This window comes from Lysobacter solisilvae (assembly GCF_016613535.2).
GTDB classification, from domain to species: Bacteria; Pseudomonadota; Gammaproteobacteria; order Xanthomonadales; family Xanthomonadaceae; genus Agrilutibacter; species Agrilutibacter solisilvae.
Window position 1 is genome coordinate 2,772,463 of sequence record NZ_CP071518.1, and the last position, 15,770, is coordinate 2,788,232.

The window sequence follows — 15,770 nt, forward strand, 5'->3', positions numbered from 1 at the left end:
CGCGCATCCCGGTTGCCTATAGTCGAAAAAGCCCCCCCCGAGGGGCGCCCGACTCCCCGATGCGAGGTTCCAGACAGCTCATGGCCCATGCGGTTCGATTCTATGAGGGCGGTGGCCCGGAGGTTCTGCGCTACGAATCCGTCGAAGTCGGCGAGCCGGGTCCGGGCCAAGTGCGGCTGCGTCATGTCGCGGTGGGCCTGAACTACGCCGACACCTACTTCCGCAACGGAACCTATCCGATCCCGCTGCCGGCCGGCATCGGCGTCGAGGGCGCGGGGGTGGTGCAGGCCGTGGGCCCCGATGTCGACCAGGTCGCGGTCGGCGACCGCGTGACCTACACCGGGTTCATCAACACCCTGGGCGCCTACAGCACCGAACGCCTGGTGCCGGCCGCGCCCTTGATCAAGTTGCCCGAGACCATCGGTTACGAGACCGCCGCCGCCATGACCATGCGCGGCCTGACCGCGGCCTACCTGCTGCGCCGCATCCATCCGTTCCGGGCCGGAGACTCGATCCTGCTGCACGCCGCCGCCGGCGGCGTCGGCCTGATCGTCTCGCAGTGGGCCAAGCTGCTGGGTCTGACCGTGATCGGCACCGTCTCGACGCAGGCCAAGGCCGAGCTCGCCCGCGAGCACGGCTGCGACCACGTCATCGACTACAGCCACGAAGACGTCGCAGCGCGCGTGCGCGAACTGACCGATGGCGAAGGCGTATCGGTGGTGTTCGACAGCGTCGGCAAGACCACGTTCGAGGGCTCGCTCGACTCGCTGAAACGGCGCGGGACGATGGTCTGCGTCGGCACCGCCTCGGGGCCGGTCCCGCCGTTCAATCCGCAGATCCTTGCAATGAAAGGCTCGCTCTACCTTACCCGCCCGGCGCTGGCCGACTACATCGCCGATCCGGCCGAGAAGGCGGAACTGGCGGCCGAACTGTTCGACCACGTCGGGGCGGGGCGCATCCGCATCGAGATCAACCAGCGTTACGCCCTGCAGGACGCCGCACGGGCCCATCGAGACCTGGAGGCCCGCCGGACCACCGGGTCTTCGATCTTCGTCATCTGAGGTAGAACGGCATGCGCGTCGAACAACTGACCTGCGCCATCGGAGCCGAACTGTCCGGCGTCGACCTGGCCGATGCGATCGACAACGACGATCTGTTCGGAGAGATCCGCGCGGCGCTGCTGCGGCACCGCGTGCTTTTCCTGCGCGACCAGGCATTCAGCCGGGCCGAGCACGTCGCGTTCGCGCGTCGTTTCGGGGAACTGGAGGACCATCCCGTCGCCGGCAGCCATCCCGATCATCCGGGCCTGGTGCAGATCAGCAAGTCGCCGGACGCGCCCAACGACCGCTACGAGAACGCCTGGCACACCGACGCCACCTGGCGCGTGGCGCCGCCGCTGGGCTGCGTGTTGCGCTGCATCGAATGCCCGCCGGTGGGTGGCGACACGATGTGGGCCAACATGGCGCTGGCGTACGAGCGCCTGCCCGACGAGGTCAAGGCGCGCATCGCCGGCCTGCATGCACGCCACAGCATCGAAGCCAGTTTTGGCGCCGCGATGCCGATCGAGAAGCGCCACGCGCTCAAGGCGCAGTTCCCGGACGCGGAGCACCCGGTGGTGCGGACCCATCCGGAAACCGGCGAGAAGATCCTGTTCGTCAACGCGTTCACTACTCACCTCACCGACTTCCACACGTCGGCCAACGTGCGCTACGGCCAGGACGCCAATCCCGGCGCGGGTGACCTGCTGCGCTACCTGATCAGCCAGGCCTACGTCCCGGAATACCAGGTGCGTTGGCGCTGGCGGCCCAACAGCGTGGCGATCTGGGACAACCGTTCGACCCAGCACTACGCCGTGATGGATTACCCGCCCTGCCATCGAAAGATGGAGCGGGCCGGAATCATCGGCAGCGTGCCGTACTGATCCGCGGCCCATTTCCCAGACATCCGACCGCTTTACGCAACAGGAACCCACGCATGAATTTCCTCGATGGCTCGCTGTTCCCCGAGAACCAGCCGAAGCTCGTGATCACCGCCGCGCCATATGGCCCGGAATGGCTGCCGTCGGATTTCCCGGAAGACATCCCGGTGACGATGGAGGAACACATCCAGAAGGCGGTCGATTGCTACAACGCGGGTGCCACGGTGCTGCACCTGCACGTGCGCGAGCTCGACGGCAAGGGCTCCAAGCGCCTGTCGATGTTCAACGAGCTGCTGGCCGGCATCCGCGCCCGCGTGCCCGAAATGATCCTGCAGGTCGGCGGTTCGATCTCCTTCGCGCCGGAAGGCGAGGGCAACGTGGCCAAGTGGCTGTCCGACGACACCCGGCACATGCTGGCCGAGCTGCAGCCGGCGCCGGACCAGGTGACCATCGCCATCAACACCAACCAGATGAACGTGGTCGAGCAGATGTGCGAGGCCGACCTGGCCGGTACCAGCCTGGGCACGCCGGAGGGCTACCGCGCGTATCGCGAGATGACGATCCCGGCCGGCCCGGAATGGGTTGAAGAACACATCCGCCGGCTGTCGGCCAAGGGCATCCAGACGCATTTCCAGCTCGCCAACATCACCCAGATCGAGACGGTGGAGCGGATGATGCGCAAGGGCACCTGCAACGTGCCGCTGATCCTGACCTGGGTCGCCATCGGCGGCGGCTTCGATGCACCCAACATCTACAACCTGGCCAATTTCGTGCGTGCCTGCCCGGACGGCTCCGTGCTGACGCTTGAGTCATCCATGCTCAACGTATTGCCGCTGAACATGATGGCGATCGCGATGGGGCTGCACGTGCGCTGCGGCAACGAGGACAACATCTGGACCCAGCGCCGCGACCGCAAGATGGGCAGCGTCGAGCAGATCGAGCAACTGGTGCGCCTGTCGCGCGAGTTCGGCCGCGACATCGCCTCGGCCGCCCAGGCGCGCGAGATCTACAGGATCGGCACGTTCTACAAGGATGCCGACGAGACGCTGGCGGCCAATGGCTTCGCGCCGAACCGCAGGCCGTTCTGGAAAGGCGTGCCGATTCCGGCCTGACCCTGTCCTGCTGAAACACCGGGTGCATCATGGCGTACTACTCCCACTCCCAAACCGGTAACGACGATCCCGGCGCGCGCATCCCGCGCCGCTATGCCTGGGTCGTGTTCGCGCTGAGTTTCGGCCTGCTGCTGTCGGATTACATGTCCCGGCAGGTGCTCAACGCGGTCTTCCCGCTGCTCAAGCACGAGTGGGCGCTGTCCGATGCGCGGCTCGGCCTGCTGAGCGGCGTCGTGGCGCTGATGGTGGGCTTGCTGACCTTCCCACTGTCGCTGCTCGCCGACCGGTTCGGTCGCGTGAAGAGCCTCGCCATCATGGCCGCAGTCTGGAGCCTGGCGACGCTGGGCTGCGGCCTGGCGCAGGATTATCCGCAGATGCTGGCCGCGCGATTCCTGGTGGGTGTCGGTGAAGCCGCGTACGGCAGCGTCGGGATCGCCGTCGTGCTGTCGGTGTTTCCCAAACACATGCGGGCGACGCTCACCGGTGCGTTCATGGCCGGAGGCATGTTCGGCTCGGTGCTGGGCATGGCCCTGGGCGGCACGGTGGCGGCCCACCTGGGCTGGCGCTGGGCGTTCGCGGTGATGGCCCTGTTCGGGCTGCTGCTGGCGGTCGTGTACCCGATCATCGTCCGCGAGAAGCGCATCGCACCGCCGTCGCCGGGCAATGCATCTTCTACGGCTACGGCTACGGCCACGGCCACGGCTACGCCGCCCGTGCGCGTTCCATTGCGCAGCCTGGTCAACACGCGTTCCGTGCTCGGCGCCTACGTCGGGAGCGGCCTGCAGTTGTTCGTCGGCGGCACGGTCATCGTGTGGCTCCCAAGCTATCTCAACCGCTACTACGCGATGGCGACCGACGCCGCCGGCGGCGTGGCAGCCATGATCGTGCTGGTCAGCGGCCTGGGCATGATCGGCTGCGGCATGCTCAGCGACCGCCTGTGCCGGGGCGCGCCGGAGCGCAAATTCAGCCTGGCGATCGCCTACAGCCTGGGCAGTTGCCTGCTGCTCTCGCTGGCGTTCGCGATGCCGCACGGCGCGGCGCAATTGGCCGTGATCGGGTTGGGGATGTTCCTGGCGGCGGGCACCAGTGGCCCGGCCGGCGCCATGGTCGCCAATCTCACGCCGCTGCCGATCCATGGCACCGCGTTCGCGATGCTGACGCTGGTGAACAATCTGCTGGGCCTGGCCGCCGGGCCGCTGGTCACCGGCGTGCTGGCCGATGCGCTGGGCCTGGCGACGGCGTTCCAGCTGGTGCCATTGATCAGCGTGGCCGCCGCCGCGGTGTTCTTTTTCGCCAAACGGCATTACCTGGCCGACATCCAGCAGGTTGCGAGCCGCCCCTACATCCGGGACATCGGCGCGCAGGCAGCGGCGTGAGCGGCGCCAACGGGCTCACCGTAGCCGTCCACTTCGACCTGATCTGCCCCTGGTGCTTCATCGGCAAGCGCCAACTCGAGCTCGCGCGCGAACGGTTCGGGCAGAAGTACCCGGAGGTCACGCTGGAAACGACGTGGCACCCGGTGCAGCTGCTGCCCGGCGTGCCGGAGCAGGGCTTGCCGTTCGCCGAGTTCTACGAGCGACGCCTGGGATCACCCGAAGCGGTGGCGCAACGTCGGCGACAGATCATGCAGGCCGCGCGGGCCGTGGACCTGCCCCTGGAGCTGGCCGCGATCGGGCGGCTGCCCAACACCTCGCGCGCCCACCAGTTGCTGCGTCGCGTTGCGGCCCATGACAAGCCGCTGTACGAAGACGTGCTCGAGCGACTGTTTGTCGCCTATTTCCAGCAGGGCCAGGACATCGGCGATGCCCGGACGCTGCAGGCGCTGGCGATGGAGGTCGGCGTTCCCATGGATCGGCCCGGCGCCGCGCCGGGCGATGAGGCAGGTCCCCTGCACGGTTCGACCGTTCCGGGGGTGCCGCACTTCGTGTTCAACGATCGGCTGTCCCTGGCCGGCGCGCAGGATGCAAGCCTGCTGCTGCTGGCCATGCGGAAGGCAGCGCAGGGGACGGCCCCGGCCGAACGGGCATGAACCGGTTCCGGATGCTCGCCGGGCGCTACATGCCCGGCCTGCTGGCCAGCGTCGTCGTGGCCGTTGCAGCGCAGTCGCTGGCCAGCCAGTACCAGGCGCCGGTGATGCTGTTCGCGCTGCTGCTGGGCATGGCGATGAACTTCCTGTCGGCGGACGGTCCGTGCAAGCCCGGCATCGACCTGGCCGCGCGCGGCGTCCTGCGCCTGGGCGTGGCCCTGCTCGGCACGCGCATCACCCTCGAGCAGATTGCCGCGCTGGGCTGGGAGCCGGTGCAGCTGGTGGTCGTGTCGGTCATCGTCACGATCGTGTTGTCGATGCTGGTCGCGCGGGCGATGGGTTTCAACGTGCTGTTCGGCCTGCTTTCGGGCGGAGCGACCGCTATCTGCGGCGCGTCCGCGGCACTGGCCCTCGCCGCCGCGCTGCCGGCGCACCCGGGCAAGGAGCGCGCGACGCTGTTCACCGTCATCGGTGTGTCGGCACTGTCGACCGCGGCGATGATCATCTACCCGATGATCGTGCGCGCTGCCGGTCTGGACCCCGTCCAGGCGGGCGTTTTCCTGGGCGGCACGATCCATGACGTCGCCCAAGTCGTCGGTGCGGGCTACAGCCTGTCGAACGAAACCGGCGACACCGCCACCGTGGTGAAGCTGATCCGCGTAGCGATGCTGCTGCCGGTCATCCTCGCCGCGACCATGATCACCCGCGCCCGCGGCGGGCACGAAAGCGGGCAGCGCCCGCCCTTGCTGCCGTGGTTCGCAGTGGCCTTCCTTGTCTTCGCCGTACTGACCAGCCTGGGTGTTGTCACGCCCACGCTGCGGCAGTTCGGCAGCGGTCTGTCGACGTGGTGCCTGGTCACCGCCATCGCCGCGCTCGGCATGAAGATCCAGCTCCGCGAACTTGCCACCGTAGGCATCAGGCCCGTGCTGCTGATGTTCGGGCAGACCGCATTCCTCGCCGCCTGGGTGCTGGGCCTGTTGTGGCTGGGCGCCCGATGAACCATTTCCCCGAAGAGATTCCAATGACCATCCGTTCAACCGTCCTCATCGTCCCGGGCCTGCGCGAGCATGTGCCGGAACATTGGCAGACCCTGCTCGCGGCCGGGCTCGGCAAGGTGCGCACCGTCGCGCCGCTGGAGCACGACAAGCTCTGCTGCGCCTCGCGCGTGGAGGCGCTGGACCGGGCGCTGCGCGGCATCGACGGCCCGGTCATCCTGGTCGCGCACAGCGCAGGGGTGATGATGGTGGTGCAGTGGGCGCTGATGTTCCAGGCGCGTTGTCCGATCAAGGGCGCGCTGCTGGCCACGCCCGCGGACGTGGAGAACCCGTTCCCCGCCGGCTATCCGGCGACCGACACGTTGCGCGAGCACGGCTGGCTGCCGATACCGCGCCGTCCGTTGCCGTTCCCGAGCCTGCTCGCGGCCAGTCGCAACGACCCGCTGTGCGCGTTCGAGCGCGCGCAGGCGCTGGCGCAGGACTGGGGCAGCGAGCTGGAGGACCTGGGCGAGGTCGGCCATCTCAATCCGGCGTGGGGTTACGGCGAGTGGCCGCTGTCGCTGGAACTGATCCGCCGGCTGGATCGATGAGCTGATGGGCAACCCCGCGATCGCGGGGACCCAGCCTTTGGTAGGCCAATCCCCCGCCAGTCGCCGCTGGCCTTCAGCGTGTCGTCGGGGCGTGGACGGGGCAGGGCGCCTCACGACGCCCCGGCCTTACGCCTCGACCGGAAAGCGGTAGTCGCGGAACCTCTCGCGCAGTACCGCCTTGTGCAGCTTGCCGGTCGCCGTGTGGGGCAGTTCGCGGACGAACACGACGTCGTCGGGCAGCCACCATCGGGCGACGCGACCCTCCAGGTAGTGCAGCACCGCTTCGCGCTCCAGTGTCTGGCCCGGCTTGACCACGACCAGCATCAGCGGTCGTTCCTGCCACTTCGGGTGTGCGATCCCGATGACCGCGGCCTCGGCGATGAGCAGGTGGCCCATGGCCGCGTTCTCCAGGGCGATGGACGAGATCCATTCGCCGCCCGACTTGATCACGTCCTTGGCCCGATCGGTGATCTGCATGTAACCGTCGGCATCGATCGTCGCCACGTCCCCGGTATCGAAGTAGCCCTCGTCATCCAGGATCGGACCGTCCTCGTCGCGGTAGTAGGCGCGGGCGACCCAGGGTCCGCGGACCTTCAGGTGGCCCGCCGCCTGGCCGTCATGCGGCAGCCGCTGGCCGGCGTCGTCGGTGAGCTTGAGGCTGACGCCGAACACGGCGCGGCCCTGCTTGGCCTGCACATCCAGGCGCCGGGCCAGTGGCAACGCGCGGTGGCTGGGCATCAGGTTGCACACCGTGCCGACAGGTGACAGTTCGGTCATGCCCCAGGCGTGGACCACGAAGGCGCCGAAGTCGCGTTCGAACGCCTCGGCCATCGTCCGCGGCGCAGCGGCGCCACCGATCACCACGCGGCGAAGCGCCAGCTCGTCGATCGGCTTCAGGCCAGCCGCGGCGACGTGCTGCAACAGCATCATCCAGACCGTGGGCACGCCGAGCGCAAGCGTGACCTGCTCGTCGCGCAGCAACTGGTAGATGCTCGCGCCGTCCAGGGCCGGGCCGGGCAGGACCAGCCGGGCCCCGCTCATCGCACCGGCGTAGGGCATGCTCCAGGCGTTGACGTGGAACATCGGTACCACCAGCAGGGCGGTCTCGTTCCTCGACACGGCCAGGCTGTCCACCGTGCATGCGCCGAAGGCATGCAGCACCGTGGACCTGTGCGAATACAGCACGCCCTTTGGCATCCCGGTGGTGCCGGAGGTGTAGCAGAGCGAAGCGGCCGCGCCCTCGTCCAGGTCGGGCCAGGTGTAGTCGTCGGCCTGCGCCGCGAGCAGGTCCTCGTAACACAGCAGACCGGGGATCGTGGAGGCGGGCATGTGGCCGCGGTCCGTCATCAGGACGAAGGCGCGCACGTGCGCCAGCTGCGGCGCCAGCTTCTCCACCAGCGCCACGAAGCTCAGGTCGAAGCACAGCACCGCGTCCTGCGCGTGGTTGATGATGTACTCGAGCTGCTCGGGAAACAGGCGCGGATTGACCGTGTGCAGCACGGCCCCCATGCCCGAAACACCGAAATAGAGCTCCATGTGCCGATAGCCGTTCCAGGCCAGGGTGGCGACGCGGTCGCCGCGCTGTACGCCGAGCGCCGCCAGAGCGTTGGCCGCCTGCTTCGCGCGCCGCTGGATGTCGCCGTACGTGCAGCGATGGATCGGGCCTTCGACCGTGCGCGAGACGATCCCGGCGTCGGGATGGGCGGCCGCCGCGTGTTCGATCAGGGACGAGACCAGCAGCTTGTGGTCCTGCATCAGTCCGAGCATGTCAGGCCTCCACCTTGCGCAGCAGGAAATGAGAGAGCGCCGGAATCAGCACGAGCGCACCGATCATGTTCCACACGAACATGAAGGTGAGCAGGATGCCCATGTCGGCCTGGAACTTGATGGGCGAGAACGCCCAGGTGATGACGCCCGCCGCCAGCGTGATGCCCACCAGGGCGACGACCTTGCCGGTGAACATCACCGCATGCCGGTATGCGGCCGCCAGCGGCACGCCGGCGCGCTGCTGGGCCAGCTGCACGCTCAGCAGGTACAGCGCGTAGTCCACGCCGATGCCCGCGCCCAGCGCGATGACCGGCAGCGTCGCAACCTTGACGCCGATCCCCAGCTGCACCATCAGCGCCTCGCAAAGGATCGAGGTGAGGATCAATGGCAGTACCGCGACCACCACCGCGCGCCAGCTGCGGAAGGCGACGAAGCACAGCAGCGCGACCGCGCCGTAGACGTACAGCAGCATCGAACGGCTGGCCCGGCTGACCACTTCGTTGGTGGCCGCTTCGATGCCGGCCGAACCGGCGGCCAGCTTGAAGGTCACGTCCTGGTCGTTGTTGCGCGCCGCGAAGTCCTCGGCGATGCCGGCCACGCGCTTGAGCGAGTCGGCCTTGTGGTCGGCGAGGAAGGCGATCACCGGCAGCACCGAGCACTCGGTATTGAACAGGTCCGGATTGAGCACCGTGGCCTGCTGGCCGGAGTAGTTGATCACGTCCTGGTTGCGGCTGAGGGTCAGCCACTTCGGGTTGCCCTCGAACGAACCGGCGGTGATGTTGCGCACCGCGTCGGCCAGCGACACCGTGGTCTGCACCGCGGGATCCTGCTGCAACGCCCAGCCCAGGCGATCGGCCTGCACCAGGGTCTTGTAGTTGAGGCAGGCGTCGTCCGCCGTCTTGACGATCACCGCGAACAGGTCGCTGGACAGCGCGTAGTTGCCGGTGATGTAGGCGTTGTCCTGGTTGTAGCGCGACTCCCGGCGCAGTTCGGGCGCGCCGGGGTCGAGGTCGCCGATCTGCAGCCCGCGGCTCATCCACAGGCCGCCCGCCGCCAGCACTGCGGCGCAGGCGATCGCGCCCACGGCCCAACGTCGCTGCGTGAAGCGGTCGAGGAACTTCCACAAGGCATCGAATCCGCGCCCCCGCGCTTCTTCGGCCTCCTGGCGCAGGCTGCGGCGGGCGGCGGCCGGGCTGACGCCCACGTAGGACAGCAGCACCGGGAGCAGGATGAGGTTGGTGAACACCAGCACGCCCACGCCGATGCTGGCGGTCAGGGCCAGTTCCTTGATCACCGGAATGTCGATCGTCATGAGCACCGCGAAGCCGACCACGTCGGCCAGCAGCGCGGTCAGGCCGGCCAGGAACAGGCGCCGGAAGGTGTAGCGCGCAGCGACCAGGCGATGGGTGCCGCGCCCCACGTCCTGCATGATGCCGTTCATCTTCTGCGCGCCGTGGCTGACGCCGATGGCGAAGATCAGGAAAGGCACGAGCACGGAGAACGGGTCCAGTTCGAAGCCGAGCAGACGCACCAGGCCCAGCTGCCAGACCACCGCGACCACCGAACAGGCGACCACCAGCACCGTGCTGCGCAGGCAGCGGGTGTAGGCGAGGATGATCAGCGCGGCGATCACAGCGGCGATCAGGAAGAAGCTGGCGACCTTGACCAGGCCGGCGATGAGGTCGCCGGCCAGCTTGGCAAAGCCGATCACGTGGATGCGGATCCTGCCCTTGCCGGCCTTTTCGTATTTCGTGCGGACGCGCTGCTCGAGCTCCTGCGAGAAGGCGTGGTAGTCCAGCCGTTGTCCGGTGGCCGCGTTGCGCTCGAGCAGGGGCACGAACACCATGCTCGAACGGAAGTCGTTGGCCACCAGGTTGCCGACGATGTTGGCGCGGCGGATGTTGAGCTTGAGCGCGTCGACGGATTCGGCCGAGCCGTCGTAGTTGTCCGGCATCACCGGTCCACCGACGAATCCTTCCTCGTTGACCTCGCTCCAGCGCACCGCCGGCGTCCAGATCGACTTCATCCAGGCGCGGTCGACATCCTCCATCAGGAACAGTTCGTCGTTGACCTGCTTGAGCACTTCCAGGTACTCGGGGTCGAAGATATCGCCGTCGGTGTTCTCGACCACCACGCGCACCGAATTGCCCAGCCCTCGCAGGCTGCCGCGGCTCTCCAGGTAGTTGCGGACGTAGGCGTGGTTGTGCGGGATCATCTTCTCGAAGCCGGCGTTGATCGCCAGTTTCGTGGCCTGGAAGCCGAGCAGCAGCGTCAGCAGCGCGCAGGCCAGGACGATCCACAACCGGTTGTTGAAGATGGCGCGTTCGAAGACATGGCCCGAACGGTGGTCGAAGTCCTCGATCGAGCGGACGACCGGCATCTGGTCGAGCGGGGAAGGTGTGGTGTTCAAGCAGGAATCCTCAAAAGACGGACCCGCGAACGGGTCCGGCAGCCACGCCTAGGGGCAGCGGGCGGAAAAACAGACGAATCGATCGGGCCGGACGCCTACAGTTGCGGATGCTCGACGCGCACGCCGCGCAGCCCGCTGAGGACCAGTGCGTCGCCGGCAGCAGCCAGCCCGGTGTAGGACATCGGGGCCTTCAGCGCGACACGGCGGAAATGGGCTCCATCGTCGTCGCTCAGCAGCACGTCGCCGGCCTGCGACGACAGCAGCAGTCGTCCATCGCGCAGCACCTGGCCGGCCGTGATCGACGCGGTGACGCCGGTCTCCCCGGGCTCCCAGGTCTGGCCGCCGTCGCGCGAGCGCCAGGCGGTGCCGCGCATGCCGTAGGCCAGCACGAGTCCGGGCTTGGTCAGCAGGCCGAAGAAGCTGCCTTCGTATGGGGTCTGCATCGCGATGAAGCGGCCGGACGCCGGATCCAGGCGCAGCGCCAGCCCCAGTTCCCCGACGACGTACACGCTGTCGTTGCCGTCCTCGTTGCCGGCGAGGTGGCCGCCGCGGACGCCGTACAGGTGGTAGAAGTGATCGTTCGGCGTGCGCTCCACCCAGGGTTCCCAGGTCAGGCCGCCATCGCGGGTGTGGAAGATCATGTTGTACGCGCCCACGACGAAACCTTCGCGCTCGTTGCCGAACCAGACATCGAGGAAGGGCCGGCTGGGGCCTTCGGCCACCGCGCGTTCGGCCTCGGTGAGCAGCGATTCGCGCAGGGCCGGGTCAGTGCCGGCGGCCAGCCTGCGCACGTGTTCGAGCACCAGCGCGTTCGCGCGTCGGCCATCCAGCTGCAGTTGCCAGGTGGCGCCGCCGTCGCGCGTGTTCAGCACCACCCCCTCGTGGCCGACGGCCCAGCCCAGCTTCGCGTTGGCGAAATGCAACGCGGTCAGGTCGGCGCTGACCGGCACCCTGGCCTGCTGCCAGGTCGCACCCTGGTCATCGGAGTACACGATGTGGCCGCGCGCACCGGCGGCCAGCAGGCGCGCGCCGGCGACGGCGCTTGCCTGCATCAGCCGTTGCGCGGCGAGCGGACTGGTGGAAGCGGGTTGATCGAGGACGTCGACAAAACTGCGGCCGGGCGCCGTCGATGCAACGGATGTAACGAGCAGCGTGGCAAAACCGAGCGCGGCTGCGAGCCTTCGGACTGGGTGCGTCATATGGATTCGTTCAACAGCGCGACGCGCTGGAAAGACGGATCTCCGGCGGCGCACACGCGCCGCCGGAGCCTGGACCGTCAGGCCTCAGCGGATGCCGGCGCCGGCAAGCGCGTCGGGCGACCACTGGTTGGCCGGGAGGGGATTGGTGTAGGTGACGCCGCCATGCGGGCCCATCAGGAAGCTGACGTTGTAGACGCCCGAGGTCAGGTCATAGAAGGCCTGGGTCTCGGCATTGGGCGTCCTGGCGTCGTAGCTGGGCGACATGTGGGCGAAGGACGCGCGATACAGCCGACCCTTGGCGTCGTACTGGTCGGCGGCCAGCGCGGTCCAGCTGTCCTCGTCGAGGTAGAAGGTGCGCTTGGCGTAGATGTGGCGCTTGCCCGGCTTCAACGCCGCTTCCACCACCCACACGCGGTGCAGTTCCCAGCGCACCAGGTCGGGGTTGATGAAGTTCGGCGTGGTGACTTCGGCCGCCTTCTTGTGCGTGGTCAGCTTGTAGGTGTTGTACGGGACCAGCATCTCCTTCTTGCCCACCAGCTTGAAGTCGTAGCGGTCCATGGCGCCGTTGAAGATCCACGAGTCATCGTAGGTCGCCGAGCCCGCGGTGCCTGGATTGGGCGTGTCATAGGAAATGTCGGGGGCGAGCTTCACCCGGCGCTGGCCCGGCAGGTACAGCCACGCGCGGCGCGGCCGCTTGAGCGGATTGACCACGTCCACCGCCATCAGCGCTTCGCCGGCGCGGCGTGCCGGGGCGTTGTAGAAGATCTTGGTGCGGAAGTAGACGTCGGTCTCTTCGGCCGGCTTGGTGTTGGCCGGGTCGTAATAGGGGTACTCGACGAAGAGCTTGCCGCTGGTGGCCAGCGCCGGCTTGCCGGACGCGTCCACGTTCCAGTTGTCGTACTTGAAGTTGCTGGCCACGCCGACATAGCGCAGCAGGTGGTTCCACATCGCCTCGAAGCCGGTCTTCGGGATCGGGAACGGATAGCCGCCGATCGCGCCGGTGATGCCCAGGCCGCCATCCTTGGTGCTCGCGCGCGTCGCGTTGGCGACGGTGTTGTCGAGCACGCGCTCGGGCAGCGCCACGGTGCGGTGGGTCGGGTACACGTCGATGCGGTACTTCGGGTACTTCTTCAGCAGGGCTTTGGCGCCCGCGGTCAACTGGCCTTCGTACTTGGCCATGTTGGCCGCGGTGATCACCGCGCGCGGCTTCTCGCTGGCGAAAGGATCGGGGCGCACCGAACTGCCGGCCTTGAAGGCGGCCGGCGGCGTGGTCAGTCCGCCGGTGTAGGCCGGGATGGTGCCGTCGGCGTTGGCGGACTTTTCCGCGCCGATGCGGGTCAGGTTGGTGCCGAGTTTCTTCGCCTCGTCGGCGCCGACGCCGGCATGGGCGGTGCCAAGGGCGGCCAGCAGGGCGCCGGCCAGCAGTGTCTGGGTGATGTTCATGGTGTCAGGCCTTGTCGAAAAAGACGGTCACAGGGTGGTCTTGAAGGTGAAGACCACGAACCCGCGGTCCGTGAGCAGCGAGTTCGCGCCGCCGCTGGAGGTGATCATGTTGGCGGCGTTGGTGGTGGTGCCACCGAGGAAATCCACGTACTTCAGGTCGAAGCGGTAGCGCGACTGCAGATCGATGGCCACGCCGACGGAGTAGCTGCCGGCGCCTTCGTTGCCGCCCAGCAGCACCGCGGAATTGCCGCTGAGACCCTGCGACCAGCTGATCGGCACGGACAGGTCGGCGCCCGGGAAGATCTGGTACTTGGTCGGGGTGAAGTTGACCGCCAGGCCGTAGTAGTTCCGGGTCACCTTGTCTTCCGGCGTCACCGGCGTGCCGGCGGGGCCCATGACCGTGTAGCTGTCGCGGCCCTTGAACACGGCGGCGCCTTCGCTGACGCTGTTCCAGCGGTTCCAGGTCAGCTCGACGATCAGGTTGGCCGCATCCCAGACGGGCGTGTCGCCAAAGGTGGCGAAGCCGTTGAGCACGCCGTGCCAGGTCGAACCGCGTGCGCCGCCGGTTTCACCTTCGGTGGGCGGGGCGAACAGGCTGCCGGCCGGAAGCACGGCCGCCAGCGGCGCCAGCGAGGCCGGCAGGACGGTGACCGTGTCGCTGAGCAGCGGCATGTCCTCGCGGTAGTTCAGGTCGGCGCCGATGCTGACGCCGGCGACGTTCTTCGACAGGCTCAGGCCGTAGATCTTGATGTCGTCGGCATACGCCGCGCCGTAGCGGCCGATGGTGCCGCGCAGGATCTCCGGCACCGTCGCGGCCGACGGATTGATGTAGCAGGTGGTCGGATTCAACGGAATCAGACCGAGCGCGCTGCACAGCGCCGCGGGCGTGCCCGGACGGACCGCCGGCGTTGCGTTGCCCTGCGGCAGCACGTCGGCAGTCACGCGGTAGTACGCACCGAGCGTGCCGTCGAGCCACGACGGGCTCCAGCGCGATGAAATGCCCCAGTCGCCGGTCTTGTCCGGGCCGCTGTCGCGTCCCCGGACCAGGCGGTTGACGCCCAGCGGGTTGAGCGGCGTGGCCGGCGCGGCGCTGAAGATGAAGGACTCGCCGCCGCGCAGCAGGTGGTCGTTGAAGCCCAGGAACGAGCCGGACTCGGGGATGCGGGCCTGCTCCCAGTCGAAGAAGTACTGGGCGGCGAAGGACAGCTCCGGCGTCGCCTGGACCTGCATCGAGATCGCTTCGCGCGGCAGGAACAGTTCCTTGGCTTCCGTGCCCGGGACCGCGAACAGCTTGCCCAGGTCGAGCGCAGACTGGCCGTAGCTCAGGCTGTGCACCGGATTGAGCATGGCCTCGCCCCAGAACACGGTGTGGCGGCCCAGCTTGAGGTTGACGGGCACCTGGCCCACGTCGAACTTGCCGAACACGAACGCGTCGAGGATCTCGCCCGACGGACCGCGGAAGTACTTGTCGGTCTCATCGCTCAGGCCGAGCGCGGCCTGGCCGTCTTCCATGTGGTTGGACGAGCGCAGGCTGTGGTTGTCCAGGTTCTCGGCGGCGACGTCGTACCAGCCCGCGCCGCTGACGCGGAAACCGAAGCGTTCCTTGTAGATGAAGTCGAATTCGCTCAGCAGGTCCAGGCGCGCGCCCACCATGCCGGGGTCGAAATTGCGGTCGCCGTCGTCGAAGTTCGGGCTGGCCAGGATCGATGGATCCTGGTCCTCGATGCGATTGGCCAGGTTGACGCGGACGGTGTTGTCCCAGCGCACGACGACGTCCGGATTGCCCGTCCTGATTTCGGCCGACCACGCGCTTCCCGTGGCGCCCAGCGACGCCAGGATCATGGCGCTCAGCACACGCCTGGACACCTTGGGTACCGCCCTTCCTGCATTGAATGACTTCACGTAAACCCCTCTCCCCCTGTTGAGATCCAGACCCGTCCGGACCGGCCGTCTGGTCGCGGCGCAAGCCCGGGTGGGAGCCCCCGCGGAGGGGGCGAACGTCTTGGACTATAGGGACGGCTGGAGCGCGGTTCTTGCCAAATGGCGACATCAACTTGCCATTTCATGACAGTTTCCGAGGCCCGGCGAACGGCTTGGTCGAAATGCCGGATTCATCCGGATTGCCTGCGAACGGGTCGCAATTGGCTGCTGCCCGGTAGCGGCTTACCGGATACCGGGGGGCGCCATGCGTCCCGGCTGCCGCGTAGTTCGCGTCGCCGGAAGACCCGCACGGCCTGAACGGGTGAAGCTGCTTTCGAACCCCTTCCATGGCAGCCGCATCGTCGGAAACGGCTCGCGCAGGTGACCGGT

At 67.9% G+C, this 15,770-nt stretch carries 12 protein-coding genes; 7 read left to right on the forward strand and 5 right to left on the reverse strand.

Translation table 11 applies throughout. The annotated features are described in order from the left end of the window. Positions 1 to 80: 80 nt before the first annotated feature. Genes I8J32_RS12225 through I8J32_RS12255 form a run of 7 tightly spaced genes read left to right on the forward strand, consistent with a single transcriptional unit; the run spans position 81 to position 6,641 of the window. A complete protein-coding gene (locus I8J32_RS12225; protein WP_200612551.1) occupies positions 81 to 1,061 on the forward strand; it encodes a quinone oxidoreductase family protein in 981 nt (326 codons plus the stop codon). A gap of 11 nt (positions 1,062 to 1,072) precedes the next feature. Further along, entirely contained in the window at positions 1,073 to 1,921 is an 849-nt protein-coding gene (locus tag I8J32_RS12230; protein ID WP_200612553.1) for a TauD/TfdA dioxygenase family protein, read from the forward strand. Between the two features lie 53 nt (positions 1,922 to 1,974). Then, positions 1,975 to 3,030, forward strand: a complete 1,056-nt coding sequence (locus I8J32_RS12235; protein WP_200612555.1) for a BKACE family enzyme — start codon at positions 1,975 to 1,977, stop codon at positions 3,028 to 3,030. Positions 3,031 to 3,059: 29 nt separating this feature from the next. Further along, the gene (locus I8J32_RS12240) at positions 3,060 to 4,406 is read left to right on the forward strand and encodes an MFS transporter (protein WP_200612556.1); all 1,347 of its coding nucleotides are present in this window, start codon (positions 3,060 to 3,062) and stop codon (positions 4,404 to 4,406) included. Beyond that, positions 4,403 to 5,059, forward strand: coding sequence for a DsbA family oxidoreductase (locus tag I8J32_RS12245; protein ID WP_200612557.1), 657 nt, complete (start codon positions 4,403 to 4,405; stop codon positions 5,057 to 5,059). The genes I8J32_RS12240 and I8J32_RS12245 overlap by 4 nt, the downstream gene beginning before the upstream one ends. Further along, complete coding sequence (locus I8J32_RS12250) at positions 5,056 to 6,054, forward strand: YeiH family protein (protein ID WP_200612558.1); 999 nt, start codon at positions 5,056 to 5,058, stop codon at positions 6,052 to 6,054. Before I8J32_RS12245 ends, I8J32_RS12250 begins: the two co-directional genes overlap by 4 nt. Positions 6,055 to 6,077: 23 nt before the next feature. Then, entirely contained in the window at positions 6,078 to 6,641 is a 564-nt protein-coding gene (locus I8J32_RS12255; RefSeq protein WP_200612560.1) for an RBBP9/YdeN family alpha/beta hydrolase, read from the forward strand. A 126-nt stretch (positions 6,642 to 6,767) separates the two neighbouring features. On the opposite strand, the gene I8J32_RS12260 is transcribed toward I8J32_RS12255, so the two are convergent. From I8J32_RS12260 to I8J32_RS12280, 5 genes are all read right to left on the reverse strand, one after another. Then, positions 6,768 to 8,408 (reverse strand): 3-(methylthio)propionyl-CoA ligase, encoded by a 1,641-nt coding sequence (locus tag I8J32_RS12260; protein ID WP_200612562.1) that lies wholly within the window; start codon positions 8,406 to 8,408, stop codon positions 6,768 to 6,770. A gap of 1 nt (position 8,409) precedes the next feature. After that, positions 8,410 to 10,818, reverse strand: a complete 2,409-nt coding sequence (locus I8J32_RS12265) for an efflux RND transporter permease subunit (RefSeq protein WP_200612564.1) — start codon at positions 10,816 to 10,818, stop codon at positions 8,410 to 8,412. Between the two features lie 95 nt (positions 10,819 to 10,913). After that, complete coding sequence (locus I8J32_RS12270) at positions 10,914 to 12,017, reverse strand: WD40/YVTN/BNR-like repeat-containing protein (RefSeq protein ID WP_207526588.1); 1,104 nt, start codon at positions 12,015 to 12,017, stop codon at positions 10,914 to 10,916. An 84-nt stretch (positions 12,018 to 12,101) separates the two neighbouring features. Further along, entirely contained in the window at positions 12,102 to 13,460 is a 1,359-nt protein-coding gene (locus tag I8J32_RS12275; protein WP_200612568.1) for a DUF1329 domain-containing protein, read from the reverse strand. A gap of 27 nt (positions 13,461 to 13,487) precedes the next feature. Continuing rightward, positions 13,488 to 15,362, reverse strand: coding sequence for a DUF1302 domain-containing protein (locus I8J32_RS12280; RefSeq protein WP_200612570.1), 1,875 nt, complete (start codon positions 15,360 to 15,362; stop codon positions 13,488 to 13,490). Positions 15,363 to 15,770 lie beyond the last annotated feature (408 nt).